Genomic DNA, 24,198 nt, shown 5'->3' on the forward strand with positions numbered 1-24,198 from the left:
GGCGCACGAAGACTGCGCGAAGATTCTTTATTCACCGCCCTCGAACCCTGTCTGACGCCATGCTTCGAACGTCACGACCGCCACCGTATTCGATAAATTCAAACTCCGGTTCCCCGGCCGCATAGGCAAGCGCACGCGCCGGTCATTCGTGAACTGAGTGAGCACCGTGTCCGACAAGCCCCGGGTTTCCGCGCCAAAGACGAACCAGTCACCCGCCCTGAACGTATGCCCGAAAAATGGCGTTGACCCGCGCGTGGTGAACGCAAACATGCGGCTCACGTCGGGCGCCTCGGTTTCGAGGAATGCCGCCCAGTTCGCATGGACATGCATCTGCGCATACTCGTGGTAGTCGAGGCCGGCGCGGCGCATCTTGGCGTCGTCGAGAGGGAAACCGAGCGGTTCGATCAAATGCAGGCGGGCGCCGGTATTGGCGCATAGCCGGATCACGTTGCCGGTGTTCGGCGGAATTTCAGGTTCGACCAGTACGACATTGAACATAAGCGATAACTCGTGAAAATTAGTCTTGCGGCGTGCGCAGCGCGACGAAGTTGGTGACACGCCGCGCGCCGGCGGCTTTCAGCGTAAAGGCCAGCGCGTCGAGCGTGGCGCCGGAGGTCATGACGTCATCGACAATTGCCACGTGCTGGCCGCGTATCTCGCGCAGCACCGTGAACGCATTGCCGACGTTTGTGCGCCGTGTATCGAGATCGAGCTTTGCTTGCGGCGCCGTGTCCCTGATACGCCCGATCAGCGTTGCGTCAGCCAACGAGCCGAGCCGGCGCGCAAGCGGTTTCCCGATCGACCACGCCTGGTTGTAACCGCGCATCCTCAGGCGCCGTGGCGACAGCGGCACAGGAGCGACGACATCCGGTGCCGCCGTGTCGGTACTCTCGAATGCGGCGTGCAGCTGGCGCGCAAATTCGTCGGCCGCTGCCAGCCGCGCGTGGAACTTGAGATCAAGCGCGAGTGTATCGAGCGGCGCGTGGTAATCGGCCAGCGCGATGGTCGCGTCAAAATGCGGCGGCTCCGCAATACACCGCTTGCAAGGCAAATGCGCTCCACTTTTAACGCCAGCAGATGCGGCCGAGGCCGCGGCAAGCACCGGCACGGGCAGTGCACAAACCGGGCAACGCGTGCGTGTCTGGTTCCAATACTGTTCATCGCAGCCAGCACACAATACTTTCTGCGACAAATTGCCACACAATGCGCACTGACTGGGCAACGCGATGTCGCGCAACTGGCCGAGCCGCTGCATGGCTGTGGCAGAAGCCGCGCGCAGCGAGCCTGGACCGCGCGATATGACACCAAGGACACCAAACCGTAGCTTCATACGTTCGATCCAGGGAAAGCGTGGCAGCGCAAAAATCCGCCTCAAGTGAGCGGGCGAGCGCTCAGGAGGACCGGCCGGAACCGTTGCACGGTCTGGTTTGGCTGAACGTTTCAGGAATCGACCGAGTATACTTCGCACTCTTAGAAAGTAGGTTGTCATGTCCCCAACTCCTGCCAACGCTGGCCGTCCGGCCTACGATTCGCGCCGTCTGCAGCGAATTTTCGACCGTCGCGCCTCGACGTTCGACGACGTCGCGTTCCTGCCGCGCGAGATCGCGCAGCGCATGCGCGAGCGGCTCGACTACATCAAGGTAACGCCCGTGCGCGTGCTCGACGCGGGCTGCGGCATGGGCGCCGACTTGGCCGGCCTGCGCGAGCGTTTCGCCGATGCGTCGGTGCTCGGCATGGACTTGTCGGCGGCTATGCTGGCCCGGGCGAACCAGGCCGAGATGGCCGAATCCGAAGCCAACGCCGGCTGGCGCCGGTTTCTTCCCGCCACGCTGGGCAAGGCGTTCGGCGCGCGCGGCCCACAACTGGCGCAGGGCGACTTCGCTCACCTGCCGTTTGTTGCAAGCGCGTTCGAGATGCTCTGGTCGAATCTCGCGCTGCACTGGAATGCGCGGCCCGACCTCGTATTCCCCGAATGGGCGCGTGTGCTCAAGGTGAACGGCCTTCTGATGTTCAGCACGCTTGGTCCCGACACGCTGAAAGAGCTCAGCGGCGCGTACGCGCAGGCGGAAAAATCACTGGGCCTGGCGCCACAGCGGCACACCATCGAGTTCGTCGATATGCACGATCTCGGCGACATGCTGGTCGAGAGCGGCTTCGAGATTCCGGTGATGGATCAGGAGGTGCTGACGATCACGTACAAGTCGCCGGAATCGCTGCTGAAGGACGTGCGCCGCTGGGGTGCTTATCCGCGTGACGTTGTGCCGCAAACGCATGCTCGCGCGTTGCGTGACGCGCTTCACGCAGCGCTCGAAGCGCGCCGCCGCGAGGACGGCACGATCCCGCTGACCTTTGAAGTGATCTATGGACACGCATGGAAGGCAGTGCCGCGAATGACGGCGGAGGGGCACGGTATTGTGAGGCTCGAAGACATAGGACGAGGCTCAAAACGGAGCAAGTAAACCAGTCAAAACAGCCTTTCCCACTCCTCGATCACGCGTGTTGACACGCATCCAAAAGGATGCGGCAAAAGGGCGCAGAGGCTTGTGCGGCTTGGCTTTGCGGCGTGCACCACCTTGCTTGTGGATGCTGGGCAACGCGCCTATAATGCGTCAGTTTGTCGCCGGGCTGGCATGATTTTGGGCGCATTCTGAGTGATTGGCGGCGGGAATAGATGTGACGCAGGTGTGCAGGAAGCTGGCAGCACGTGAGCAACACGCGGCGCGGTTGAGACAAATCTGACGCGGGAATCCAACGCGGGAGACGGCGATGCAAGCAACGGATCTGCCGATGGACACCGAACCGGTCATAAAGGACTGGTTGATCAAGCGGAACTGTTCTGTCTCGCCGCGGCAATTCGTGGCGTTCTACGTGTCGCTTGCGCTGTTTTCGTTGCTGATCGCGAGTTTGCTGGTGTGGGCGGGCGCTTGGCTGGTGCTGCCTTTTACGGGTATCGAGTTGCTGGCGGTCGGTATCGCGTTCGTCATTTACGCGCGGCATGCTGTCGACTACGAGCGGATTCTACTGTTTCACGACCGGCTGCTGATCGAGCGGATGGACGCGGAAACGCTCACGCAGAGGGAGTTCAATCCGCGCTGGGTGAGAGTCGAGCCGGGGGCAACACCGAGAGATCCGGTGAAGCTGGTGTCGCGGGGGGAGTCGGTGCCGGTCGGGATACATCTGGCGCAGCATCGTCGCAAGCAGTTCGCCGTCGAGTTGCGGATATGGCTGAGGCGCTGCGGTTGACAGTCTGAGGATGCGCCGGCTGGGCGCATTCAGGATGTCCGGTTGGCGGCGCTCCGCGGCAAAGCACGGAACCGGGAAGCAAGAGGGAAAGTACGCGGGAAGTATGTAGCAAAGCGGCACACGCATCGACACGCGCCGCCGAGTAGATCGTTTCCAGGGGAGGCGATGCATGAGTCGGACGGGTGCATACGGGGGTCGAGGGTCTGAATGGAAATTTTGGGTAAGGAAGCTATGAAAACAATCAAGCGAGCCCTGTCGGGCGTGCTGGCGTTAAGCGGACTCCTGTTCGCCGGCGCGGCCCTGGCGGTCAACGACAGTCCTGGCGGTCCTGCAGTTAACGAACTTAACTTCCAGACGCCGGTGACGAAGATCGCCGAAGAGCTCTACGGCCTCCATACGTTCATGCTGATCATCTGCACGGTGATTTTTCTCGGCGTGTTCGGCGTGATGTTCTATTCGGTCCTGATGCACCGGAAGTCGAAAGGACACAAGGCTTCGAATTTCCACGAAAGCACCACCGTCGAAATCATCTGGACGATCGTCCCGTTCGTGATCGTCGTGCTGATGGCGTTGCCGGCCACGAAGGCCGTCGTCGCCATGAAAGACACCACCAACGCCGACCTGACCGTGAAGGTCACCGGTTATCAGTGGAAGTGGGGCTATGACTACGTGAAGGGGCAGGGCGAAGGCATCAACTTCCTGTCCACGCTCTCTACCCCGCGTAGCGAAGTGAACGGCCAGACGCCGATCACGGACCTGTATCTCCAGGAAGTCGACAATCCGCTCGTGGTTCCGGTCGACAAGAAAATCCGCATCATCACCACCGCCAACGACGTCGTGCACTCGTGGTACGTCCCGGCGTTCGGCGTGAAGCAGGACGCGATCCCCGGCTTCGTGCGCGACACGTGGTTCAAGGCCGAGAAGATCGGCACGTTCCGCGGCTTCTGTACCGAGTTGTGCGGCAAGGAACATGCGTACATGCCGGTCGTGGTCGAAGTGTTGTCGGCTGAAGACTACACGGCGTGGGTCGATGGCCAGAAGAAGAAAATGGCCGCCAGCGCGGACGATCCGAACAAGACCTACACGATGGACGAACTGAAGGCGCGCGGCGCACAGGTCTATACGTCGAATTGCGCGGTCTGCCACCAGCCGACCGGCAAGGGCGCTGGTCAGTTCCCGGCGCTCGATGGCAGCAAGATCGCCAATGGCCCGATCGCGGACCACGTGAGCATTGTGCTGAAGGGCAAGGGCGCGATGCCGAACTGGGGCGCGACGCTCAATGACGTCGAGATCGCTTCGGTGATCACGTACGAACGCAATACCTGGGGCAACCACACGGGCGACATCCTGCAACCCCTGCAAGTCGCCGACGCACGTAACGGCAAGATGCCCGCAGGCGGCGATCATCTGGCGGGCGCAGGCGCTGCGGCTGGTTCGGATGCAGCGGCCAGCGGTGCAGCGGGTGGTTCGGAAGCAGCCAGTGCGGCAGCGCCGGCATCTGCCGCGGCGTCGGACGCTTCGGCTCCGGCGGCTGCGTTGCCGGCGAGCGTGTATTTCGAGACGGGCAAGGATGCATTGCCTGCCGACGCCGCCAGCGCCGTCCAGGCTGCAGCGGATTACGCGAAGGCTCATCCGGACGCGAAGCTGACGCTGTCAGGTTTCACCGACGCAACCGGCTCCGCCGCGAAGAACGCCGAATTGGCGAAGACGCGTGCGCAGGCTGTTCGCGACGCGCTGAAGGCCGCGGGCGTGGCGGAAGACCGCATCATTTTGAAGAAGCCGGAAACGATCACGGGCGGTGCTGACGCGAGAGAAGCACGGCGTGTGGAGATCAGTCCGGCTGCCTGACGTACCCGTTCGCCCAGCTTCCATCTGAATGAAAGGAAGCTGGCGTAGCGTACGCACAAGTGCCGCAGTATTCGCTTTAGGAGATTGTCATGTCTAGCATCGGACACGATGTACCCGCGGGCCACGACCATGGCCACGCTCATGATCACGGTCATGGCCACGACGAGCACGCGCACGAACTGCCGTACGGCTGGCGTCGCTGGCTATTCGCGACGAACCACAAGGACATCGGTACCTTGTACCTGTTGTTCTCGTTCATCATGTTCCTCTCAGGGGGCGTGATGGCGCTGATGATCCGCGCCGAGCTCTTCGAGCCTGGCCTGCAGATCATGCGTCCCGAGTTCTTCAACCAGTTGACCACCATGCACGGCCTGATCATGGTGTTCGGCGCGATCATGCCGGCGTTCGTCGGTTTCGCGAACTGGCAGATTCCGCTGCAGATCGGCGCGTCGGACATGGCCTTCGCGCGCATGAACAACTTCAGCTTCTGGCTGCTGCCGGTGGCCGCCATCCTGCTGATCACGTCGTTCTTCGTTCCCGGCGGCGCGACCGCTGCCGGCTGGACGCTGTACGCGCCGCTCTCCACGCAGATGGGCCCGGGCATGGACTTCGCCATTTTCGCGATCCACCTGATGGGTGCGTCGTCGATCATGGGCGGTATCAATATCGTCGTGACGATCCTCAACATGCGCGCGCCCGGCATGACGCTGATGAAGATGCCGATGTTCTGCTGGACCTGGCTGATCACCGCCTACCTGTTGATTGCCGTGATGCCGGTGCTGGCAGGCGCGATCACCATGGTGCTGTTCGATCGCCACTTCGGCACGTCGTTCTTCAACGCAGCAGGCGGCGGCGACCCGGTGATGTACCAGCATATCTTCTGGTTCTTCGGGCATCCCGAGGTGTACATCATGATCTTGCCGGCGTTCGGGATCGTGTCGCAGGTGATTCCGGCGTTCTCGCGCAAGACTTTGTTCGGTTATAGCTCGATGGTGTACGCAACCTCATCCATCGCGATTCTCTCGTTCATGGTGTGGGCGCACCACATGTTCGCCACCGGCATGCCGGTGACGGGTCAGCTCTTCTTCATGTACGCGACCATGCTGATCGCGGTACCCACGGGCGTTAAGGTGTTCAACTGGGTCGCCACCATGTGGCGCGGTTCGTTGAGCTTCGAATCGCCCATGTTGTTCGCCATCGGCTTCCTGTTCGTGTTCACCATGGGCGGTTTCACGGGCCTGATCCTCTCCATGGCGCCGCTTGATATCCAGATGCACGGGACTTATTACGTGGTGGCGCACTTCCACTACGTGCTGGTGGCGGGGTCGCTGTTCGCGCTCTTCTCCGGCTGGTATTACTGGTCGCCGAAGTGGACCGGCTGGATGTACAACGAGACGCGCGGCAAGATCCACTTCTGGGCGTCGATGATCTTCTTCAACATCACCTTCTTCCCGATGCACTTCCTGGGCCTCGCCGGCATGCCGCGTCGTTATGCGGATTACCCGGCGCAGTTCACGGACTTCAACCAGATTGCGACGATTGGCGCGTTTGGTTTCGGTCTGGCGCAGGTGTACTTCCTGTTCGCGGTGGCGTTGCCGGCGTATCGCGGTGGCGGTGATCTGGAGAAAGCCAGCGACAAGCCGTGGGACGGCGCCGAAGGTCTGGAATGGACTGTGCCGAGCCCGGCTCCGTTCCACACGTTCGAGCAGCCGCCGCACGTCGAGTAAAGCCACGCAGCGCGTTCCGTTCAGATTCAAAAAAACGGGACGCGCGCCACGCAGGACAATGACAGCGAAGCGCATGACTAGCGGAATAAAGCCTGAACGGATGACCCGGAATTCACAGAAGCAACGCACGCCCGAGCAAGTTCGCGCGGGCAACAAGCGGCTTGGCCTGATCCTGCTGGCGGTAGCCGCGGTGTTTTTCGCGGCGGTTGTCGTCGATCAGTACGTTCGGTCGAGAGGCTAGGGAACGTGTCGACGCCCGAGGAGATCAAGGAAGATCGCGCGTTCAACCGCTCGATGATGGTCAAGCTGATTGTGGTGGCGGCGGCCATGTTCGGTTTCGGTTTTGCGCTCGTGCCCATGTATCGTGCGATCTGCTCGATTACCGGCATCAACAATCTCGTGCAGCGCGACGTGGGCGCACGGGAAGCGAGGAACACGCAGGTCGACACGAGCCGCAAGATTTCCATCGAATTCGATGCAAACGCGCGCGGCCCGTTGCAGTTCAAGCCGGAACAGAACACGCTGGACGTGCATCCGGGCGAAGTGATGACGGTGATGTACGAGGTGACCAACCAGCAAGCCCGCACGGTTCAGGCGCAAGCCATTCCGAGCTACGCGCCCATGCAGGCCACCGAGTATTTCAAGAAGATCGAGTGCTTTTGCTTCACGCAGCAGACGTTGAAACCGAACGAGACCCGGCGCATGCCCGTGGTGTTCGTGGTGGACCCGAAGCTGCCCAAGGATGTGAAAACGATCACGTTGTCGTACACGTTCTTTGAATTGACCGCGCCTGCGTCGGTGTCGCGAAGCGGTATATAGCCCATAAGGCCGCGCTTTCCGGCAAATACGCGGCAGCCGGTGGTACGCAGAGTGGTACATAAGCCGCGCCAGGCGACGGAGACGTGAGATGGTTGAAACACAAAAGCAGGCGCCGAAGAACAGCTTTCTCCGGTTGCTGAAGGCAGTTTTCTGGTCGTTCTTCGGCGTGCGCCGCCGCAGCGACCTGGAAAGCGATGCCTCGTTGAACCCGCTGCATTTGATCGCGGCCGGGGTTATCGGGGCGGCGCTGTTTATCGTCGTGTTGCTGGTGGTGGTGCGGGCGGTGGTGGGATAACGCCAGTGGCGTTGCTGCGGAAGGATCAAGCGGCGGCAGTGGCAGAAAAAATTCAAGCAACTGGATCGAAGTGGAGAATCAATAATGAGCGGTCAAAACGAAAGCCCGTACTATTTCGTCCCGCACCCGTCGAGACATCCGATCATGGCCGCCACCGGCCTGCTGATCTCGATGGCTTCGCTGGCGTCGTGGGTCAATGGTGAATCATGGGCGCCGATCACGTTTGTCATCGGCCTGCTTTGGCTGCTGTACACGCTGTGGCACTGGTTTGGAGACTCCATTGGGGAATCCGAAGGCGGGATGTACGGCAAGAATGTCGACTTGTCGTACCGATGGAGCATGAGCTGGTTCATCTTCTCCGAAGTGATGTTCTTCGGGGCATTCTTCGGCGCGTTGTTCTACGCCCGCGAGATCGCGCTGCATGAGTTGGGCAGCCTCGATTACAAGCTGATCTGGCCGGACTTCACCGCTGTTTGGCCGAACAACGGTCCTGCCGCGCTGGTGTCGCACTTCCGGTCCATGACGCCGTGGCCGCTGCCGACCATCAATACCGCGCTGCTGCTGAGTTCAGGCGCGACGCTGACGGTTGCTCACCATGCGCTGCGCGAGAATCATCGGAAGAAAACGATTATCTGGCTGGCTGCGACCGTGCTGCTTGGCGCATGCTTTTTGTTCTGCCAGGGCTATGAATATTTCCACGCGTACAACGAACTGAACCTGACGCTGGCTTCGGGCGTGTACGGTTCCACGTTCTTCCTGCTGACGGGTTTTCACGGCTTCCACGTGTTTCTCGGTGGCACGATGCTCACCGTCGTTCTCGTGCGTGTCATTCGCGGGCACTTCACCGCGGAGCATCACTTCGCGTTTGAAGGGGCCGCGTGGTACTGGCACTTCGTGGACGTGGTGTGGCTCGGGTTGTACGTGGTCGTGTACTGGTTGTAAGTATTCAGGCAACGGTCCAGGCTGTGGCGGATGTTGGTGGATTGATCCACCCGCGTCCGGCCTGGCAGGATGGTTTGAAGTGGATTGAAAGAAGTCGATTGAAAAAGATGCTTTGCAAAGCGCCGCCTCGACCTGACTCGGGCGGCGTTTTGTTTTTGAACGCGGCTTGGCGGAATGTTGAGGAAGGCGTTTCCTGCGCGGTTTTGTCGCAGTGTTGAGTGCAACGGCCCGCTAGTATTCCGCGATCCCGGGCGAACCTTCGCGCTGCCGGAAGGCCCAACCCACACGTAACTTAAGACCTAAGAGACTTAAGAAAGACGTTACTCAGCGTCCGAGCGGAATCCCGGTGGACTGAATCCAGCCCATCCAGTGCGCGAACAGGATGAAGAGGAACAGCGAGATCGACAGCCCGACCCGCATGGCGAGCGACCACACCATACGTTGGGTCTTGCCCTTGTCGGTCATCATGAAGTACAGCGCAGAACCCAGGCTCGCGATGATGAGAATGAATGCAATGGCAACGAATATGTGCATGAAAACAGCCAGTTGGCCTAGGAAGTTCGATGGTTCGATTATCGCACCGCAGGTAACATGCCGCGTGGGCGTTCAGGTTTTCGTCGGTGGAAATGCGGTATGAAAATTCGTTTCTGGCCGGCGCTGATCATTTTGATCGTCATGGCGGTTACCGTGCGTCTCGGCTTCTGGCAGCGGGACCGTGCGCATCAGAAAGAGCAGTTGAACGCGCAGATTGTCGCGTTTGAAAACGCGCCCGTGCAACGCGTGGGCGCGACGCCGATTGCGCTGAAGGACATCAATTTTCATCGTGTGCTGGCGCGTGGTACGTTCATGCCCGATCGGGTTGTATATCTCGATAACCGGCCCTATAACGACCAGCCGGGTTTCTACGTCGTGATGCCGCTTAAGCTTGATGGCGGCGGGGTGGTCCTGGTGAATCGCGGCTGGTTGCCGCGTAATCTGGCGGACCGCACGGGCATTGAGCCGTATGACACGCCGTCAGGTGTTGTCGAGATTGAAGGCGTTGCGCGGGCGAACGCGTCGCAGGCTTTCGAACTCGGACACGGCGGTTCCGCGGCGCAGCAAAAGATTCGGCAGAATCTCGATGTCGCCGCGTACGCCACCGAAACGGGTTTGCCACTGCAACCGTTCGTGATCCAGCAATTGAACAACAGCGGTGACAAGCTGGTGCGTGACTGGCCGGCGCCCACCATGGGCGTAGATACCAACTACGGCTACATGCTGCAATGGTGGGGTATGGCGCTCGCCGCGCTCGGGTTCGGGCTGTACGCGGCAAGGCGCGCGGCGAAGAACGAAGGGAAGAAGGACGGTGACGGGCAGGGCGCACCGGAAACGCTGGATGGGAAAGTCTGATCCAATAATCGACGGGTTGGGCCAGTAAAGGACGACGCGTGTGTTCGCGTCGGGCGGGCTTGACCGGAAGTGATGGGCCGACGCACACGACCAACACCGGGACCGGCCGGCAGCCATGAAGCAGGCGCCCTGCGCTTGAATGAACGCATCGCATGAAAGAAGTACGCGATGCCGCAAACGAATAGAGGCAACATTTTGTCCATGCAAACTCCCCGACCGTCCGCGTCTGCCATTCACAAGGCGCGCGCCCAGCAGCAGGAACGCGCGCCCGGTTCATGGAACAAGGGGCGCTGGATGCTGATCCTGCTCGCGGCCGTTTGCGCCGCGCCGGTCCTCGCGTCCTACTTTATGTACTACGTGGTCAAGCCAACCGGTGGCACCACGAGCTACGGTGCCCTGATCGAGCCGCAACGGCCGATTCCCGACCCACTCGTCGTCACCGACGAACAAGGCAAGCCCATGCCGCTCACCGCCTTGCGCGGTAAATGGCTGATGATCACGGTCAACGGCAGCGACTGCAGCGAACAGTGCGTCACGCGCCTCTTCTTCATGCGGCAGGTGCGCGTGCTGCAAGGAGCGGAACGCGACCGGGTGGTCAACGTCTGGCTTCGTACCGATGACAAACCGGTGTCGAGCGTGATCCAAACGGCTTATCCACAGCCGGACACGCGCATGCTGGTCGCCGATCCCAAAGCCGTGGCGGCGTGGCTGCCGGCGGGCGCGGATTCGCAACTCACCGACCATATCTTCCTGGTCGATCCCAATGGCAATCTCATGATGCGGTTCCCGAAGAATCCGGAGCCGGAGAAGATCAAGGCGGATCTGGCGAAGCTGCTGAAGTGGTCGCGGATCGGTTGAGGACGAGTTGAGGACAGTGCACGCATGACTTACGTTTTACAACTCGGATTGATCGGCATCTGCATTGCGTTGTTGCCGCTTTCGTATGTGTGGGTGAAAGCCGACGACAACAAATTCCGCAAGCTTGTCTGGCTGACCACGTTCCTGACGCTCGACCTCGTGATGTTCGGTGGTTTTACGCGTCTGACCGATTCCGGTCTCGGTTGTCCCGACTGGCCGGGTTGTTACGGCACGTCGTCGCCGTTTATTGCGCATGCGGCCATTAACGCCGCCTATCAGGCGATGCCGACGGGGCCTGTGAGTATCGGCAAGGCGTGGATTGAAATGATCCACCGTTATTTCGCCATGGCTATCGGCGTGTTGATCATCGCGCAGGTTCTGATTGCATGGACGGCGCGTTTCAAGCGTCGGCCGTTGCACGTATCGCCCTGGTGGCCGACCGGAATCCTGATGCTGATCGTGGTGCAGGGCGCGTTCGGGGCGTGGACGGTCACCATGAAACTGCAGCCGGTGATTGTGACCACGCATCTGTTGCTCGGGCTGGCGTTGCTCGGCGCGCTTGGCTGGCTGGCCGCGCGCCAGACACCGATTCCCGCTATCGATCCCGCCGCCGCTCGCTGGCTGCCCGCGGCGTTAGTCGGATTGTTGCTGCTGGTAGTTCAGATTGCGCTGGGCGGCTGGGTCAGCACGAATTACGCGGTGCTCGCCTGCACGGACTTCCCGCTGTGCAATGGCGCGTGGATTCCGCCGATGAACTTCGAGCACGGCTTCCACCTGTGGCGGGCGCTCGGGATGACCGGCGACGGCGATGTCATCTCGCAGGACGCGCTCGTCGCGATTCACTGGACCCACAGGACCTTTGCGATCGTCGTCGTGCTATACACGTTGTGGCTCGCGGCGAAACTGCGGCGATTTGAGTCGTTGAGAAAACCCGCCAACGGCATCATGATCGTGATCGTCGTGCAGTTCCTGACGGGATTGTCGAACATCCTGCTGCAGTGGCCGCTGCCTGTTGCCGTGGCCCACAACGGCGGGGCGGCCATCCTTTTGCTGTTGCTCGTTATGGTAAACTTTCGAATCTCCTCCAGCCGTCCCGGCCATGTTGTGGGGTCGCCTGCCACGGCCCCGCGCGACGCCGTTCCCGCATCACTCCCGCGCCAAGCTCCGTGAGTTTCTATGGACAGCACGACACTGATTTCCCCGTCCGGTAACCGCCTCTCGCAGTACATTGCGCTGACCAAACCGCGCGTGACGCAACTCGCGGTTTTCTGCGCGGTCATCGGCATGTTCCTGGCCACGCCGGGCATGGTGCCGTGGACTGTGCTGATCGGCGGAACCGTGGGCATCTGGCTGCTGGCCGGGGCCGCGTTCGCCATCAACTGCCTGATGGAACAAAAGATCGATGCAATGATGCGCCGCACCGCGTGGCGTCCGTCCGCACGCGGCGAGATCACGCCTGTGCAGATCTTGCTGTTTTCAGCGGTGCTCGGCGGCGCAGGCATGTGGACGCTCTACACGTTCACGAACGCGCTGACCATGTGGCTGACAATCGCCACGTTTGTTGGCTATGCGGTGATCTATACCTGTTTGCTGAAACCCGCGACGCCGCAGAACATCGTGATTGGTGGTGCGTCGGGCGCCATGCCGCCGGCGCTTGGCTGGGCAGCCGTCACGGGGCATGTGCCCGGGGACGCATGGATTCTTGTCCTGATCATCTTCGTCTGGACACCCCCGCACTTCTGGGCGCTGGCGTTGTATCGGCGGAAGGATTACGAGAACGCCGGCTTGCCAATGCTGCCGAACACGCACGGCGAGAAATACACGCGCCTGCATATCCTTTTGTACACGGTGATCCTGTTTGCCGTGACCATGATGCCGTTTATCTCCGGCATGAGCGGTCTGCTGTATCTGGCGTCGGCCGTGGTGCTTGGCGGCGTTTTCCTTGGGTACGCGTGGAAGATTTATCGTGAATATTCCGATGCCCTCGCGCGCAAGACCTTTCGGTTCTCCATCGTGTATTTGTCGCTGCTGTTCGGCGCGCTGCTCGTGGATCATTACGTGCGGACGGTGATCGGTTTATGACGTTTTCAGTTCGGGGAATCGCTGTCTGGTTGGGATTCGTTTTGGCCGCCGCGCTGCTCGCAGGATGCGACAGCAAACCGGCGTTCACGAATCTCGACATCACGGGCAATACGCAGTTCGGCAGCGAGTTTTCGTTGCCCGACACCAGCGGCAAAACGCGCACGCTCGGTGACTTCAAAGGCAAGGCCGTGGTGCTGTTCTTCGGCTACACGCATTGCCCAGACGTTTGTCCGACCACGCTCGCCGAACTCTCGCAGGCGCTGCAACAACTTGGCGACGACGGCAAGCGCGTTCAGGTACTGATGGTCACCGTCGATCCCGCACGCGATACAGCGCCGTTGCTGGGCGAATATGTGTCGGCGTTCAGCCCGACGTTCATCGGCCTGCGTCCCGCCGACACGGCCGAACTCGTCAAGATCACGAAGGATTTTCGCGTGTATTACGCGCAGGTTCCCGGCAAGGCGGCGGGCGATTACACCATGGACCACACGGCCGCGAGTTATGTATTCGACCCGCAAGGTCGGCTCAGGTTGTTCGCACGCGACGGGCAGGGCGTGGATACGTGGGTACACGATCTGAAGTTGTTGCTCGATTAAGCGGACGCTTGCTGATAGTGACGCCAAGGCCGTTTCAACTCACGTTGAAACGGCCTTTTTCGTAGGTGATTCCCGCTCAAACTATCGCCGACAACGCTCACGACGATTGCGGCAAATTCAGTCCCGGTGCCAACCGCGTGGCGTTGAACTCGATGATGTCGTAGTGCACGAGCCGCTGCTGCGAGAAGGGGTCTTTCGCAATGATCGCGTCGAGCCGGTCACGGTCCATGGTTGCCGCCAGGATAATGCCGCCGTCGCACGGTATTTTGGGCCCAGCAATAATAAACGCGCCGGCATCGAACTGCTGTTCGAGATAGAGGCGATGAGCGTCGAGCGCGTCGTCGATTTCAGCGAGCGCGCCGGTGTAGCGCAGATGAATGACGTACATGGGCGATTTCAACCGATAGAGAACGGGCCTCAATATTAAGCCCACGCGGCCGCTCCGGTGCGCAGGCTCTAAAAGGCGCGCGGTCCTTTCAAGCGCTTTTCCCATTCGCCCTGGCCGCTTAGTTCCTCGAAACCAAATGGCCGCAGAAGAGGGGCAACCGGAACCGGGTTCAGATCGCTCGCGCAGACGATGCGGTCATACCCGGCCTCGGTGGCAAACGTCACGCACGCGTTGATCAAACGGCGAGCGATACCGCCTCGCTTCACGCCCGGTTCCATGAACAACGCCGACAGCCGTGCACTCCCGGTTGACGCGCCTATCAGCAGGCTCGCGCCTACGCTGACGCCTTCCTGCTCGGCAATCCAGCACGCATTGCGCAGCGGATCGGGTGCGGTCAGGTAATCCGCTACGACAATCGCGGTACGCGTTTCCCGCTCACATTGCGCTTGCATTCCATCGGGGGCGAGTTGCGCCTCGCGCTCAACGATCCAGCCGAAATCACCCGGCCGCGGACCGCGCAGCCGAACGCGTGCTGCGTCGCCGTTGGGCCCGAGCAGGCGCTGGACACAACCCATTGATGCAAGCAATTGCGCGCGTTGGTCCGGCGTCATTGCGTCCAGCGTGGCCGATACGTCGTCGCGCACGTGCGTGCTTAGCGCAGCCAGCGTCGTCTCTCCGGTCGTGGTCAATGAAACCTGGTTGCGGCGGGCGTCGCCGGAAAATGGCTGCCTCTCGATCAGTCCGGCGCATTCGAATTGCGTCAGCATCCGGCTCAGATAGCCGGTATCGAGCCCGAGCGTGCGCGAGATGTCCGCCGCCGTGCACGTGCCGGCGTGCATGACAGCAAACAGCACGCGCATTTCCGTTAGCGAGAGCACGCTTTGCTCGACCAACTCGTGCGGCGCCCTGACATGGCACGCATAAAACCACTGGAAACGGCGTACCGCCGCCGTCAGGCCGTTGCTCATGGAACTGTCCATATCCGCCTCGCTCTCTCGTTTTTATGCCGTTCGCCGTTTCCCCCGGCAAATCGATCGAGACCATTGTGCCGATAAAAAGTATGACCGTGCAGAAGAGCGTCGGCGGCACCTCTTGCAGCGGTCGACGGGCGTCTATAGTGTGTAGACCAGCAGCATTGAAGTGGGCTGTAATTCGAGGGTAATTACTGATGCGAAAGCATCCGTGAAATCAATTCGAGATACGTTCAACCTATTGATAATTAACAAGTTTGTGCGAGACGCGCCAATTGATTTTGAAAATTGACTGGTATTATTTTGGTTATATAATGGGCTCGCAAAAGATGGCGGCTTCGTGACCATTCTTATGCACAATCGATCAGTCAAATGATCGTAAAAATTGGTCGCAAAGTGTCAATCAAGGTGTCTGGCTGGCGACCCGTTCTTGCGTTATCAGTGCATTAAGCATGACGCCAGAGTTCCTCCATCACCGGGCCGGCGAGACGTCGAAACAGACGTCGCAAAACAATTCCAGAGGCGAAAAACGCCATCGCGGGACGTCACCGGGAACCGTTTTACCGGCGACTTCCGGCCTGCTCGCAGCGGGTGCGACGGTTGATGGAGCTTCATCATGCGCAAGCGCGCACCGCCAGACGCGCCTGATGCACGTCAAGCGGTACGTTTCACGAGAGAGATTCATGCTGAAAGGAAACATCCTGACGACCGACGGCTGGATATACGGCTCGGTCGAGTTCGCAAACGGACGGGTGACAGCGCTCGAAGGTGCGCGCGTGGACCCGAAGACCAATGACGCCCCGTACATCCTGCCGGGCTTCGTCGACTGCCATGTGCATGGCGGCGGCGGTGCGGACATCATGGAGGGCGGTGACGCCGCGACCACCGTTGCACGCGAGCACGCGAAGCACGGTACCACCAGCATGCTTGCCACCACCATGACCGCTCCGCGCGACGAACTCATGGCGGTCGTCGCGGGCCTCGGCGAACAATCCATCCGCCGCGCGCCAGGTGGCGCCCGCGTGCTGGGCGTTCATCTGGAAGGCCCGTATATCAATCCCGGCAAGCTCGGCGCGCAACCGGATGCGGCAGCGGTTGCGGTGCGCGACGAAGTGCTGAAGTACTTGTCGCTCGCGCCCATCCGCGTGGTCACGATCGCGCCGGAAATCTCCGGGCATATTGAAGTGATCCAGGAAATGGCGGCGCGCGGCGTGCGCGTGCAAGTGGGCCATTCGCTCGCTACTTACGACGACGCCGTCAATGCGCTCAAACACGGCGCACGTGGTTTCACGCATCTGTTCAACGCCATGTCGCCGCTGCATCACCGCGATCCCGGCGTGGTCGGCGCGGCGCTCGCGCATGCCGAATATGCCGAACTGATCCCCGATCTCCTGCACGTGCATCCCGGCGCAATCCGGGCTGCGCTGCGCGCCATTCCGCGCCTGTATGTAGTCACCGACAGCACCTCGGCGTCCGGCATGCCCGACGGCGAATATCGCCTGGGCAGCCAGCACGTCACGAAGTGCATGGGTGGCGTGCGTCTTGCCGACGGCACGCTCGCCGGCAGCACGCTGACCATGGATCAGGCGCTGCGCAATCTTGTCTCCATCGGCTTGCCGATAGCGGACGTTTCCAATCGCCTGTCACGCTACGCCGCCGATTATCTCGGCCTCGAAGACAGAGGCCGGATCGCGCGTGGCGCGTGGGCGGACCTCGTTGTTTTCGATCGCGAACTTGCGTTGACGGCTACTTATGTTGAGGGTGAATCAATTGTCGAATATGCTTGACGAGGCACTGGCCTCCGCCGAAGTGGTGGTCGCCCAGCTCGCCGATACCTCCCACATTGAAGCACTCGCCGCACGGCTCGCCGAAGAGCCGCGCCACGTTGCGTTGACTGTTGCGCGCGGTTCATCGGATCACGCCGCCAGTTACTTCGCAGGCCTGACCATGAGCCGTATCGGCGTGCCGGTCGCTTCGTTGCCCATGTCGGTTGCGACCTTGCAGCAAGCCCCTTTGCGCGTGAAAGGTCAACTGGCGGTGGCGTTCTCGCAGTCCGGCAAGAGTCCCGATCTGATCGGCACGATGCAGGCGTTGCGTGCCGCCGGCGCGCTGACCGTGGCCGCCGTCAACGCGCCCGGTTCGCCGCTCGCCGAAGCGTGCGAGTGGAATCTGCCGCTGCTGGCCGGGCCGGAATTGTCGGTGGCCGCGACTAAAAGCTATATCGCGATGTTGTCGCTTTCGGCGATCGTGATTGCGCATGTGCAGAAAGACGTCGAGTTGCTGAACGCCTTGAAAACGCTGCCCGACGCATTGCGCGCGGCGGGCAAGCTCGACTGGTCGCACGCTGTCGATGAACTGAAAAACGTCGACCGCATGATCGTGATCGGCCGTGGACTCGGTCTTGCGATTGCCCAGGAAGCGGCGCTGAAGCTGAAGGAAACATCGGGCATCCAGGCCGAAGCGTTCTCCAGCGCGGAAGTGCGGCATGGTCCCATGGAGCTTATCGGCGAGGACTATCCGCTGCTCGTGTTCGCACCGCGCGGTCCGGAACAGGCCGGCTTGATCCAGCTCGCCCGCGACATGCGCGCGCGCGGCGCACGCGTGCTGCTCGCTGCGCCCGCCGATGTGCCCGAAGCCACGTTGCCGCTGGTCGAGACCGCCCATTTCGCGCTCGATCCGATCGCCGCGATCCTGTCCTTCTATGTGATGGCCGACGCCTTGGCAGCCGCGCGCGGGCGTAATCCCGACGCGCCGCGCCATCTGGCCAAAGTCACCGAAACCCGTTAATCGAGAGTCATCCGATGCGCCGTGCCGAGGAGTCCCTGTTGAATCATTCCCCCGAAAACCCGAACGATTTCGTGTTGCTCGCGCCGTTCACCGGCCCGATGGTGCCGCTCGCCGATGTCCCCGATCCTGTGTTTGCGGACGGCATGTTCGGTGATGGTATTGGTATCGATCCGCTGTCAGGTGCGTTGCTTTCACCCTGCGATGGCGTCATCACGCATCTTGCCCGCACTCATCACGCCGTGACTTTGCGCACGCCGCAAGGGGCGGAAATCCTGGTTCATATCGGTATCGATACGGTCGAGCTTTCCGGAAAAGGTTTTACGCCGAAGGTCGAGCAGGGCGCCAGCGTGCGCGCCGGCCAGGTGCTGATCGAATTCGACGCCGACTACGTCGCGCAGAACGCGCCGAGCCTCGTTTCCGTGATCGCAGTCGCCAATAGCGACGCGTTCGAGGTGGTCGAGCGCGCTGGCCGAGGCATGTTGACGGCGGGCGAAAGCCAGTTGCTCGTGCTGCGCGGCAAGGGCGGCGCGAAAGCGGACGCGGCCCGCAGCGACTCGAATTTCACCGATGAAGCGCGCCGCAACGTAACGCTCGCGCACGCCGGCGGTTTGCACGCGCGGCCCGCTGCGCGCGCCCGCGAAGCGGCGCGTGGTTTCGACGCCAAGGTGGAAGTCCGTTTCAACGGCCGTAAAGCGCCGATTGAAAGCGTGGTCGGTTTGCTCGGACTCGGCGCAGGCGAAGGCGCGACGGTCGAATTGCTCGGCGTGGGCGCGCAAGCGGTCGCGGCGGTAGACGCGGTCGCGGCGGAATTGCTGCGTGAAGCGCATGGTGAAGTGGAAGAGAAACCGGCGCGCACGCAATCTCCCGCGCCGCTCGCGGTGGTCCGCGAACCCGGCAAGCCGCTCGATCCGAATACGATCGCCGGCGTGTGTGCATCGCCGGGAATTGCGGTCGGCAAGCTCGTGCGCTGGGACGATAACGACATCACGCCGCCCGAACAGGCAACCGGTACATCGGCAGCGGAAAGCCGCCTGCTGGATAAAGCCATTGCTACCATCGACGCGGAACTGGGCGAAACCGTACGGACTGCTTCGCAACGGGGTGCGGTCGGTGAGGCGGGAATTTTCGCGGTGCATCGTGTATTGCTGGAAGACCCCACGCTGCTGGATGCCGCGCGCGATCTCATTAGCCTGGGGAAGAGCGCCGGCTTCGCGTGGCGTGAAGCGATCCGCGCGCAGATCGTGTTGCTGTCGACTATCGAAGACACGTTGCTGGCTGAACGTGCGTCGGATCTCCGCGATATCGAAAAGCGCGTGCTGCGCGCGCTCGGTTATACGAATACGGCGGCACGCGAATTGCCCGACGAAGCCGTGCTCGCCGCCGATGAATTCACCCCCTCCGACCTGTCGTCGCTCGACCGTACGCGCGTGACCGCGCTGGTGATGGCACGCGGCGGCGCGACGTCGCATGCGGCAATCATCGCGCGCCAGATCGGCATTCCGGCCCTGGTCGCGGTAGGCGACGCGCTGCACGCCATCCCCGACGGGACGCAGGTCGTGGTGGATGCATCGGCAGGTCGGCTGGAGCACGCGCCCACTGCACTCGATGTCGAACGCGCGCGCCTTGAGCGCCAGCGTCTCGCGGGCGTGCGTGAGGTGAACCGGCGCACGTCACAGGAAGCGGCAGCAACGCACGACGGCCGCACGATTGAAGTCGCGGCGAACATCGCGACACTTGACGACGCCAAGACTGCCGTCGATAACGGCGCGGACTCGGTCGGTCTCCTGCGCACCGAATTGTTGTTCATTCATCGCCAGTCGGCACCTACAGCCGAGGAACATAAGGACAGCTATCAATCGATCGTGGGCGCGTTGAACGGGCGCACGGCGATCATCCGTACGCTCGACGTGGGCGCGGACAAGGAAGTCGATTACCTCACGCTGCCGCCTGAAACGAATCCGGCGCTGGGCTTGCGCGGCATTCGCCTGGCGCAGGTGCGCCCCGATCTCCTCGACGACCAGTTGCGTGGTCTGCTCGCGGTGCAACCGTTCGGCACGGTGCGCATTCTCCTGCCTATGGTCACCGACTCCGGCGAACTCGTGCGTTTGAGAAAGCGTATCGATGAACTCGCGGCGGAGATTGGCCGGACCGATCCCATTCAAGTGGGCGTGATGATCGAAGTGCCGTCGGCGGCGCTGCTGGCCGATCAACTCGCTCAACACGCGGATTTCCTGTCTATTGGCACGAACGATCTCACGCAATACACCCTCGCGATGGACCGTTGCCAGGCCGATCTCGCCGCCCAGGCCGACGGTTTGCATCCCGCGGTGCTGCGCCTGATCAAGGCAGCAACGGACGGCGCGGCGAAACACGGCAAGTGGGTCGGGGTGTGCGGTGCGCTGGCCGGTGACCCGGTCGCCGTGCCCTTGCTCGTGGGACTGGGCGTGACGGAATTGTCGGTGGATCCGGTTTCGGTTCCCGGCATCAAGGCGCTCGTGCGCAAACTCGATTACCCACTGTGCCGTCAGCGCGCTGAGGATGCCTTGGCGCTCGAATCAGCACAGGCAGTAAGAGCAGCAAGCCGCGAAATCTGGCCGCTGGACTAACACGTCCGTCCGGCAGCCAGCCTTCGCGTTTATCGCGTTTATTAGTAAAAAAAGCTTCGATCGACAACATGTTGTACCAACACGATCAACGACAAGACACTTATCTCTGGAGAACCTGATGGACGCTAACCTGTTTGCAAGAATGCAGCGTCTCGGCCGCGCGCTGATGCTGCCGATTGCCGTGCTACCGGTGGCCGGGCTGCTATTGCGCCTCGGCCAGCCGGATGTCTTCAACATCAAGATGATCGCCGATGCTGGCGACACCATCTTTACTAACCTGCCACTCTTGTTCGCCATCGGCGTGGCAGTCGGTTTTGCGAAGGACAATAACGGTACGGCCGGTCTGGCGGGTGCGATCGGTTACCTGATCGAAATCGCGGTGATGAAGGACATCAACGACAAGCTCAACATGGGCGTGCTGTCGGGGATTCTTGCGGGTTGCGTGGCCGGGTATCTCTATAACCGCTATAAAGACATCAAGCTCCCTGAGTACCTCGCGTTCTTCGGAGGGAAACGCTTCGTGCCGATTGTCACGGGGGTGACCTGTCTGGTGCTCGGCATCGTACTTGGCTATGTCTGGGCTCCAATCCAGGCGGCTATCGATGCAGCCGGCGGCTGGCTGACGGGCGCAGGCGCGCTGGGCGTGTTCGTGTTCGGCGTGCTGAACCGGATCCTGCTGGTGACGGGTCTGCACCACATCATCAACTCGCTTGCATGGTTCGTGTTCGGTTCGTACACGCCCCCGGGCGGCGGCGCAGCGGTGACGGGTGACTTGCATCGCTTCTTTGCCGGCGATAAAACGGCAGGCGGCTTCATGACGGGTTTCTTCCCGGTCATGATGTTCGGCTTGCCGGCAGCGTGCCTGGCCATGTTCCATGAAGCACCGAAGGAACGTCGCGCAATGGTCGGCGGCTTGCTCTTCTCGATGGCCCTGACCGCGTTCCTGACGGGCGTGACCGAGCCGATCGAATACACCTTCATGTTCCTCGCACCGGCGCTGTACGCGATCCACGCGGTGCTGACGGGCTTGTCGCTGGCTATTTGTTCCGCGTTGGGCATTCACCTTGGCTTCACGTTCTCGGCCGGTGCCATCGACTATGTGCTGAACTACGGTCTTTCGCAGCGCGGCTGGCTGGCGATTCCGGTGGGCATTGTCTACGCTGTGGTCTATTACGGACTGTTCCGCTTCTTTATCCGCAAGTTCAACATGGCAACGCCGGGCCGTGAGCCTGCTACGACCGACGCAGAAGTCGAATCGTACGACAACACGGGCTTTGTTTCCCCGACAGCCGGTGCTACCGTGCCGCGCGCAGTACGCTACATCGCGGCTTTGGGCGGTGCGTCGAACCTGACGCTCGTCGATGCCTGCACGACCCGTCTGCGTCTTTCGGTCGTGGATTCGGCGAAGGTTTCGGAACCGGAATTGAAGTCGATCGGCGCACGCGGCGTGTTGAAGCGCGGCGCGACGAGCGTGCAGGTCATCATCGGACCGGAAGCCGATCTCATCTCCGATGAAATCCGCACCGAACTCGAACGTTCATCCCCGCGCGGTGCAACGCCGGCTTCGTCCAAGCCTGCCGCTGCTCCTTTGGCTGCGGTCGCTCCAGGCGAGCAAGGTCCGCTGGACCCCGATCCGGTGCGCTGGCTTGCGGTGTTCGGTGGTGCGACCAATGTCGCTTCGCTTGATGCTGTTGCTGCAACGCGGCTGCGCGTGGTGGTGCGCGATCCGTCGTCGGTGGATCGTCAGCGTTTGTCGGCGCTCGACGTAGCCTGGGTGTCGGCAGATACGTTCCACATTGTCGTGGGCAATTCAGCGCAACGTTACGCGGACACCATGGCGAAGCGTCTGTCTTCTGGCGGTGGCGCGGCGCCGCTGCCGGCATAACTCGCGCCGTAGCAAGAGGTTGGCGGTTGGGCCTTCAAGGGCCCAACCGCTGACAAAGTGAACCCATTGATGCAGATGGGCTCGCAAGTTTCAAATTCCTTTGGTTTACCTGACGACCCGGCATGGCGAAAGTCATGATCCGGGTCTATTATTTGTTGCTGTATAAATAAGTAAAACTAAATAAATCGTTCCGGAAAGCATTTCCCGCGGTCGTTTCTTCCACGTAAGGGAACTGCCCTCCAGAAAGTTTGGTTATCGCCTTCGTCATTGCAAATTGATTAATAATACTAAGTAATTAAATCGTATCGAGAAACTGATTCCATCTACGTTTACGTTTCCTTCTCAGGAGTCGTTCATGAAAGTAAAACTTGTCATCTGGACCTTGCTGATGTTTGTCGCCGGGGCTGCTCACGCTAACCAGTTCAACACGCAATGCGCTTACTCTCATACGTTGCCGGACGATCCCATTGTTTACCCTGGAAAGCCGGGAGAAGCGATGGTGCATGACTTTTTCGGTAACGCAAACGCAGACGCTTACAGTACCTACGATTCATTGAACAATAATAAGGTCATCACGTGCGATTCGGCTGCGGACCGTTCGGCATACTGGACGCCGCAATTGAAGCGAGCATCGGGTGTCATCTCTCCGATGTATCAGAAGACCTACTACAAGAATGACCAGGCGGTGGTTGCTGTTCAGGCGATTCCGCCCGGATTGCAGATGCTGGCCGGAGATCACATGGGGACCGCTCCGAACTCGCACATCAACTTCTTGTGCGCTGGCAGCGGGAGTTACACAACCACCATGCCGAAAAGCTGCCCTCCTATCAGCAGCAATTCCCCGCCTTCGCAGCTCAATATCTCGGTGCATTTCCCAGATTGCTGGGATGGCAAGACTCTGACGCCCTTCGGAAGCAACCGGGCGAACCTGATGAGCAGCCTCATGAAAGCGGCAAAGGGCCAACTCAACGTGGCGTATCGGAACTCCGACGGCACATGTCCCAGTGCTTATCCGGTCAAGATTCCGGAGTTGCAAATGAATGTTGCGTATGACCTCGGGAGCGATCCGGATTTGTCCACCGCGCAGTTATCGCTCGACCCAGTGTTGCAGAATGGCACGTGGGTGCCGCAGTGGGGAAGCATGTACACCGCACATGGCGACTTTATCAATGCATGGCACGTACAGACTATGCAATACCTGGTCGATACATGCATGAACAAGGGCGGTGATTCGGGCGGTGTTCCCGGTGGGTCCTGCGACAAGAGCATTCCTGTCTATTACTCAGCGGCCGCGGCAAACGTCCAGTTGGACGGCAACGGCGCCGTTCGTCCGACGGGCGCAACTCTGGTCTCGGCGCCGGGCGACGTTATCCTGATCAAATTTCCGATGCCGGAAAACCTGGACGACTACCCGTATGTCGGCTCTTTCCTCCAGACTCTCGGCGGCAATATCACGGATACCAGTGCAGTTTCCCTTTACGTGTATGCCGCTTCGACTGACTGGGACGACGCGGCTAATTTACCCAAGGCGTCGGCATGCGGAACGACGGGCTCCATTGGCCGGTTCTATGCGGACAACGTGCAGCAGGTGCGGACCACTGACATCAGCGCGTATATCGCGGCGCAAAAACAAGCTGGAGCGAAGGAGATCGGACTCTGTATCCGAAATACTACGAAGGTCACCTTCCAGTTCTCATCACGCGAAGGGTTATGGGCGCCGGGACTTTACCTGAAGTGAAAGAATAGTCGTTATTCTGCATCA

General features: G+C 60.9%; 23 protein-coding genes. 18 read left to right on the forward strand and 5 right to left on the reverse strand.

The genetic code is table 11. From position 1 onward, the window contains the following. Window positions 1–27: 27 nt before the first annotated feature. Both trmL and ACSQ36_RS01260 read right to left on the reverse strand, forming a co-directional pair. Window positions 28–498: a tRNA (uridine(34)/cytosine(34)/5-carboxymethylaminomethyluridine(34)-2'-O)-methyltransferase TrmL gene (gene trmL / locus ACSQ36_RS01255; protein WP_213764746.1), complete on the reverse strand. Its 471-nt coding sequence runs from the start codon at window positions 496–498 to the stop codon at window positions 28–30. Between the two features lie 19 nt (window positions 499–517). Continuing rightward, window positions 518–1,255 (reverse strand): ComF family protein, encoded by a 738-nt coding sequence (locus ACSQ36_RS01260; protein WP_436183060.1) that lies wholly within the window; start codon window positions 1,253–1,255, stop codon window positions 518–520. Window positions 1,256–1,487: 232 nt separating this feature from the next. On the opposite strand from ACSQ36_RS01260, the gene ACSQ36_RS01265 reads away from it, so the two are divergent. The 8 genes from ACSQ36_RS01265 (at window position 1,488) to ACSQ36_RS01300 (ending at window position 8,874) form a co-directional block, all read left to right on the forward strand. Continuing rightward, window positions 1,488–2,459 carry a methyltransferase domain-containing protein gene (locus tag ACSQ36_RS01265; protein WP_436180657.1) on the forward strand — a complete coding sequence of 324 codons (972 nt, stop codon included), beginning with the start codon at window positions 1,488–1,490 and terminating at the stop codon, window positions 2,457–2,459. A 307-nt stretch (window positions 2,460–2,766) separates the two neighbouring features. Continuing rightward, window positions 2,767–3,243, forward strand: a complete 477-nt coding sequence (locus ACSQ36_RS01270) for a DUF2244 domain-containing protein (protein ID WP_213764748.1) — start codon at window positions 2,767–2,769, stop codon at window positions 3,241–3,243. A gap of 207 nt (window positions 3,244–3,450) precedes the next feature. Then, entirely contained in the window at window positions 3,451–5,091 is a 1,641-nt protein-coding gene (coxB, locus tag ACSQ36_RS01275) for a cytochrome c oxidase subunit II (RefSeq protein ID WP_436180658.1), read from the forward strand. A gap of 89 nt (window positions 5,092–5,180) precedes the next feature. After that, a complete protein-coding gene (ctaD, locus tag ACSQ36_RS01280; protein ID WP_213764750.1) occupies window positions 5,181–6,818 on the forward strand; it encodes a cytochrome c oxidase subunit I in 1,638 nt (545 codons plus the stop codon). 100 nt (window positions 6,819–6,918) lie between these two features. Beyond that, window positions 6,919–7,059 (forward strand): cytochrome oxidase small assembly protein, encoded by a 141-nt coding sequence (locus ACSQ36_RS01285; RefSeq protein ID WP_213764812.1) that lies wholly within the window; start codon window positions 6,919–6,921, stop codon window positions 7,057–7,059. A 5-nt stretch (window positions 7,060–7,064) separates the two neighbouring features. Further along, entirely contained in the window at window positions 7,065–7,637 is a 573-nt protein-coding gene (locus tag ACSQ36_RS01290; RefSeq protein ID WP_213764751.1) for a cytochrome c oxidase assembly protein, read from the forward strand. Between the two features lie 88 nt (window positions 7,638–7,725). After that, a complete protein-coding gene (locus ACSQ36_RS01295) occupies window positions 7,726–7,932 on the forward strand; it encodes a DUF2970 domain-containing protein (RefSeq protein WP_213764752.1) in 207 nt (68 codons plus the stop codon). A gap of 84 nt (window positions 7,933–8,016) precedes the next feature. Beyond that, entirely contained in the window at window positions 8,017–8,874 is an 858-nt protein-coding gene (locus ACSQ36_RS01300; RefSeq protein WP_213764753.1) for a cytochrome c oxidase subunit 3, read from the forward strand. Between the two features lie 324 nt (window positions 8,875–9,198). Here the strand turns inward: ACSQ36_RS01300 and ACSQ36_RS01305 are convergent, their stop codons facing one another. Next, window positions 9,199–9,408 (reverse strand): twin transmembrane helix small protein, encoded by a 210-nt coding sequence (locus ACSQ36_RS01305; protein ID WP_213764754.1) that lies wholly within the window; start codon window positions 9,406–9,408, stop codon window positions 9,199–9,201. A 99-nt stretch (window positions 9,409–9,507) separates the two neighbouring features. Here ACSQ36_RS01305 and ACSQ36_RS01310 point away from each other — a divergent pair, with 99 nt between their 5' ends. From ACSQ36_RS01310 to ACSQ36_RS01330, 5 genes are all read left to right on the forward strand, one after another. Further along, the gene (locus ACSQ36_RS01310; RefSeq protein ID WP_213764755.1) at window positions 9,508–10,263 is read left to right on the forward strand and encodes an SURF1 family protein; all 756 of its coding nucleotides are present in this window, start codon (window positions 9,508–9,510) and stop codon (window positions 10,261–10,263) included. Window positions 10,264–10,464: 201 nt separating this feature from the next. Further along, on the forward strand, window positions 10,465–11,121 hold the full coding sequence (locus ACSQ36_RS01315; RefSeq protein WP_436180659.1) for an SCO family protein: 657 nt from the start codon (window positions 10,465–10,467) through the stop codon (window positions 11,119–11,121). A 24-nt stretch (window positions 11,122–11,145) separates the two neighbouring features. Beyond that, entirely contained in the window at window positions 11,146–12,291 is a 1,146-nt protein-coding gene (locus tag ACSQ36_RS01320) for a COX15/CtaA family protein (RefSeq protein WP_436180660.1), read from the forward strand. Window positions 12,292–12,297: 6 nt separating this feature from the next. Continuing rightward, on the forward strand, window positions 12,298–13,203 hold the full coding sequence (gene cyoE / locus ACSQ36_RS01325; protein WP_213764758.1) for a heme o synthase: 906 nt from the start codon (window positions 12,298–12,300) through the stop codon (window positions 13,201–13,203). Then, window positions 13,200–13,799 (forward strand): SCO family protein, encoded by a 600-nt coding sequence (locus tag ACSQ36_RS01330; protein WP_436180661.1) that lies wholly within the window; start codon window positions 13,200–13,202, stop codon window positions 13,797–13,799. Before cyoE ends, ACSQ36_RS01330 begins: the two co-directional genes overlap by 4 nt. Window positions 13,800–13,896: 97 nt before the next feature. On the opposite strand, the gene ACSQ36_RS01335 is transcribed toward ACSQ36_RS01330, so the two are convergent. Further along, window positions 13,897–14,187 (reverse strand): YciI family protein, encoded by a 291-nt coding sequence (locus ACSQ36_RS01335; protein WP_436180662.1) that lies wholly within the window; start codon window positions 14,185–14,187, stop codon window positions 13,897–13,899. 68 nt (window positions 14,188–14,255) lie between these two features. Continuing rightward, on the reverse strand, window positions 14,256–15,155 hold the full coding sequence (locus ACSQ36_RS01340) for a bifunctional helix-turn-helix transcriptional regulator/GNAT family N-acetyltransferase (RefSeq protein WP_436180663.1): 900 nt from the start codon (window positions 15,153–15,155) through the stop codon (window positions 14,256–14,258). A gap of 686 nt (window positions 15,156–15,841) precedes the next feature. On the opposite strand from ACSQ36_RS01340, the gene nagA reads away from it, so the two are divergent. From nagA to ACSQ36_RS01365, 5 genes are all read left to right on the forward strand, one after another. Further along, window positions 15,842–16,945, forward strand: coding sequence for an N-acetylglucosamine-6-phosphate deacetylase (nagA, locus tag ACSQ36_RS01345; protein WP_436180664.1), 1,104 nt, complete (start codon window positions 15,842–15,844; stop codon window positions 16,943–16,945). Next, window positions 16,938–17,945, forward strand: a complete 1,008-nt coding sequence (locus ACSQ36_RS01350; RefSeq protein WP_213764813.1) for an SIS domain-containing protein — start codon at window positions 16,938–16,940, stop codon at window positions 17,943–17,945. The genes nagA and ACSQ36_RS01350 overlap by 8 nt, the downstream gene beginning before the upstream one ends. Window positions 17,946–17,959: 14 nt before the next feature. Beyond that, on the forward strand, window positions 17,960–20,551 hold the full coding sequence (gene ptsP, locus ACSQ36_RS01355) for a phosphoenolpyruvate--protein phosphotransferase (RefSeq protein WP_213764763.1): 2,592 nt from the start codon (window positions 17,960–17,962) through the stop codon (window positions 20,549–20,551). Between the two features lie 118 nt (window positions 20,552–20,669). Beyond that, the gene (gene nagE / locus ACSQ36_RS01360) at window positions 20,670–22,436 is read left to right on the forward strand and encodes an N-acetylglucosamine-specific PTS transporter subunit IIBC (RefSeq protein WP_436180665.1); all 1,767 of its coding nucleotides are present in this window, start codon (window positions 20,670–20,672) and stop codon (window positions 22,434–22,436) included. A 355-nt stretch (window positions 22,437–22,791) separates the two neighbouring features. Further along, on the forward strand, window positions 22,792–24,174 hold the full coding sequence (locus tag ACSQ36_RS01365; protein ID WP_436180666.1) for a DUF1996 domain-containing protein: 1,383 nt from the start codon (window positions 22,792–22,794) through the stop codon (window positions 24,172–24,174). Window positions 24,175–24,198: the final 24 nt, after the last annotated feature.

It is taken from the genome of Caballeronia sp. LjRoot34 (assembly GCF_964253815.1).
GTDB lineage: Bacteria > Pseudomonadota > Gammaproteobacteria > Burkholderiales > Burkholderiaceae > Caballeronia.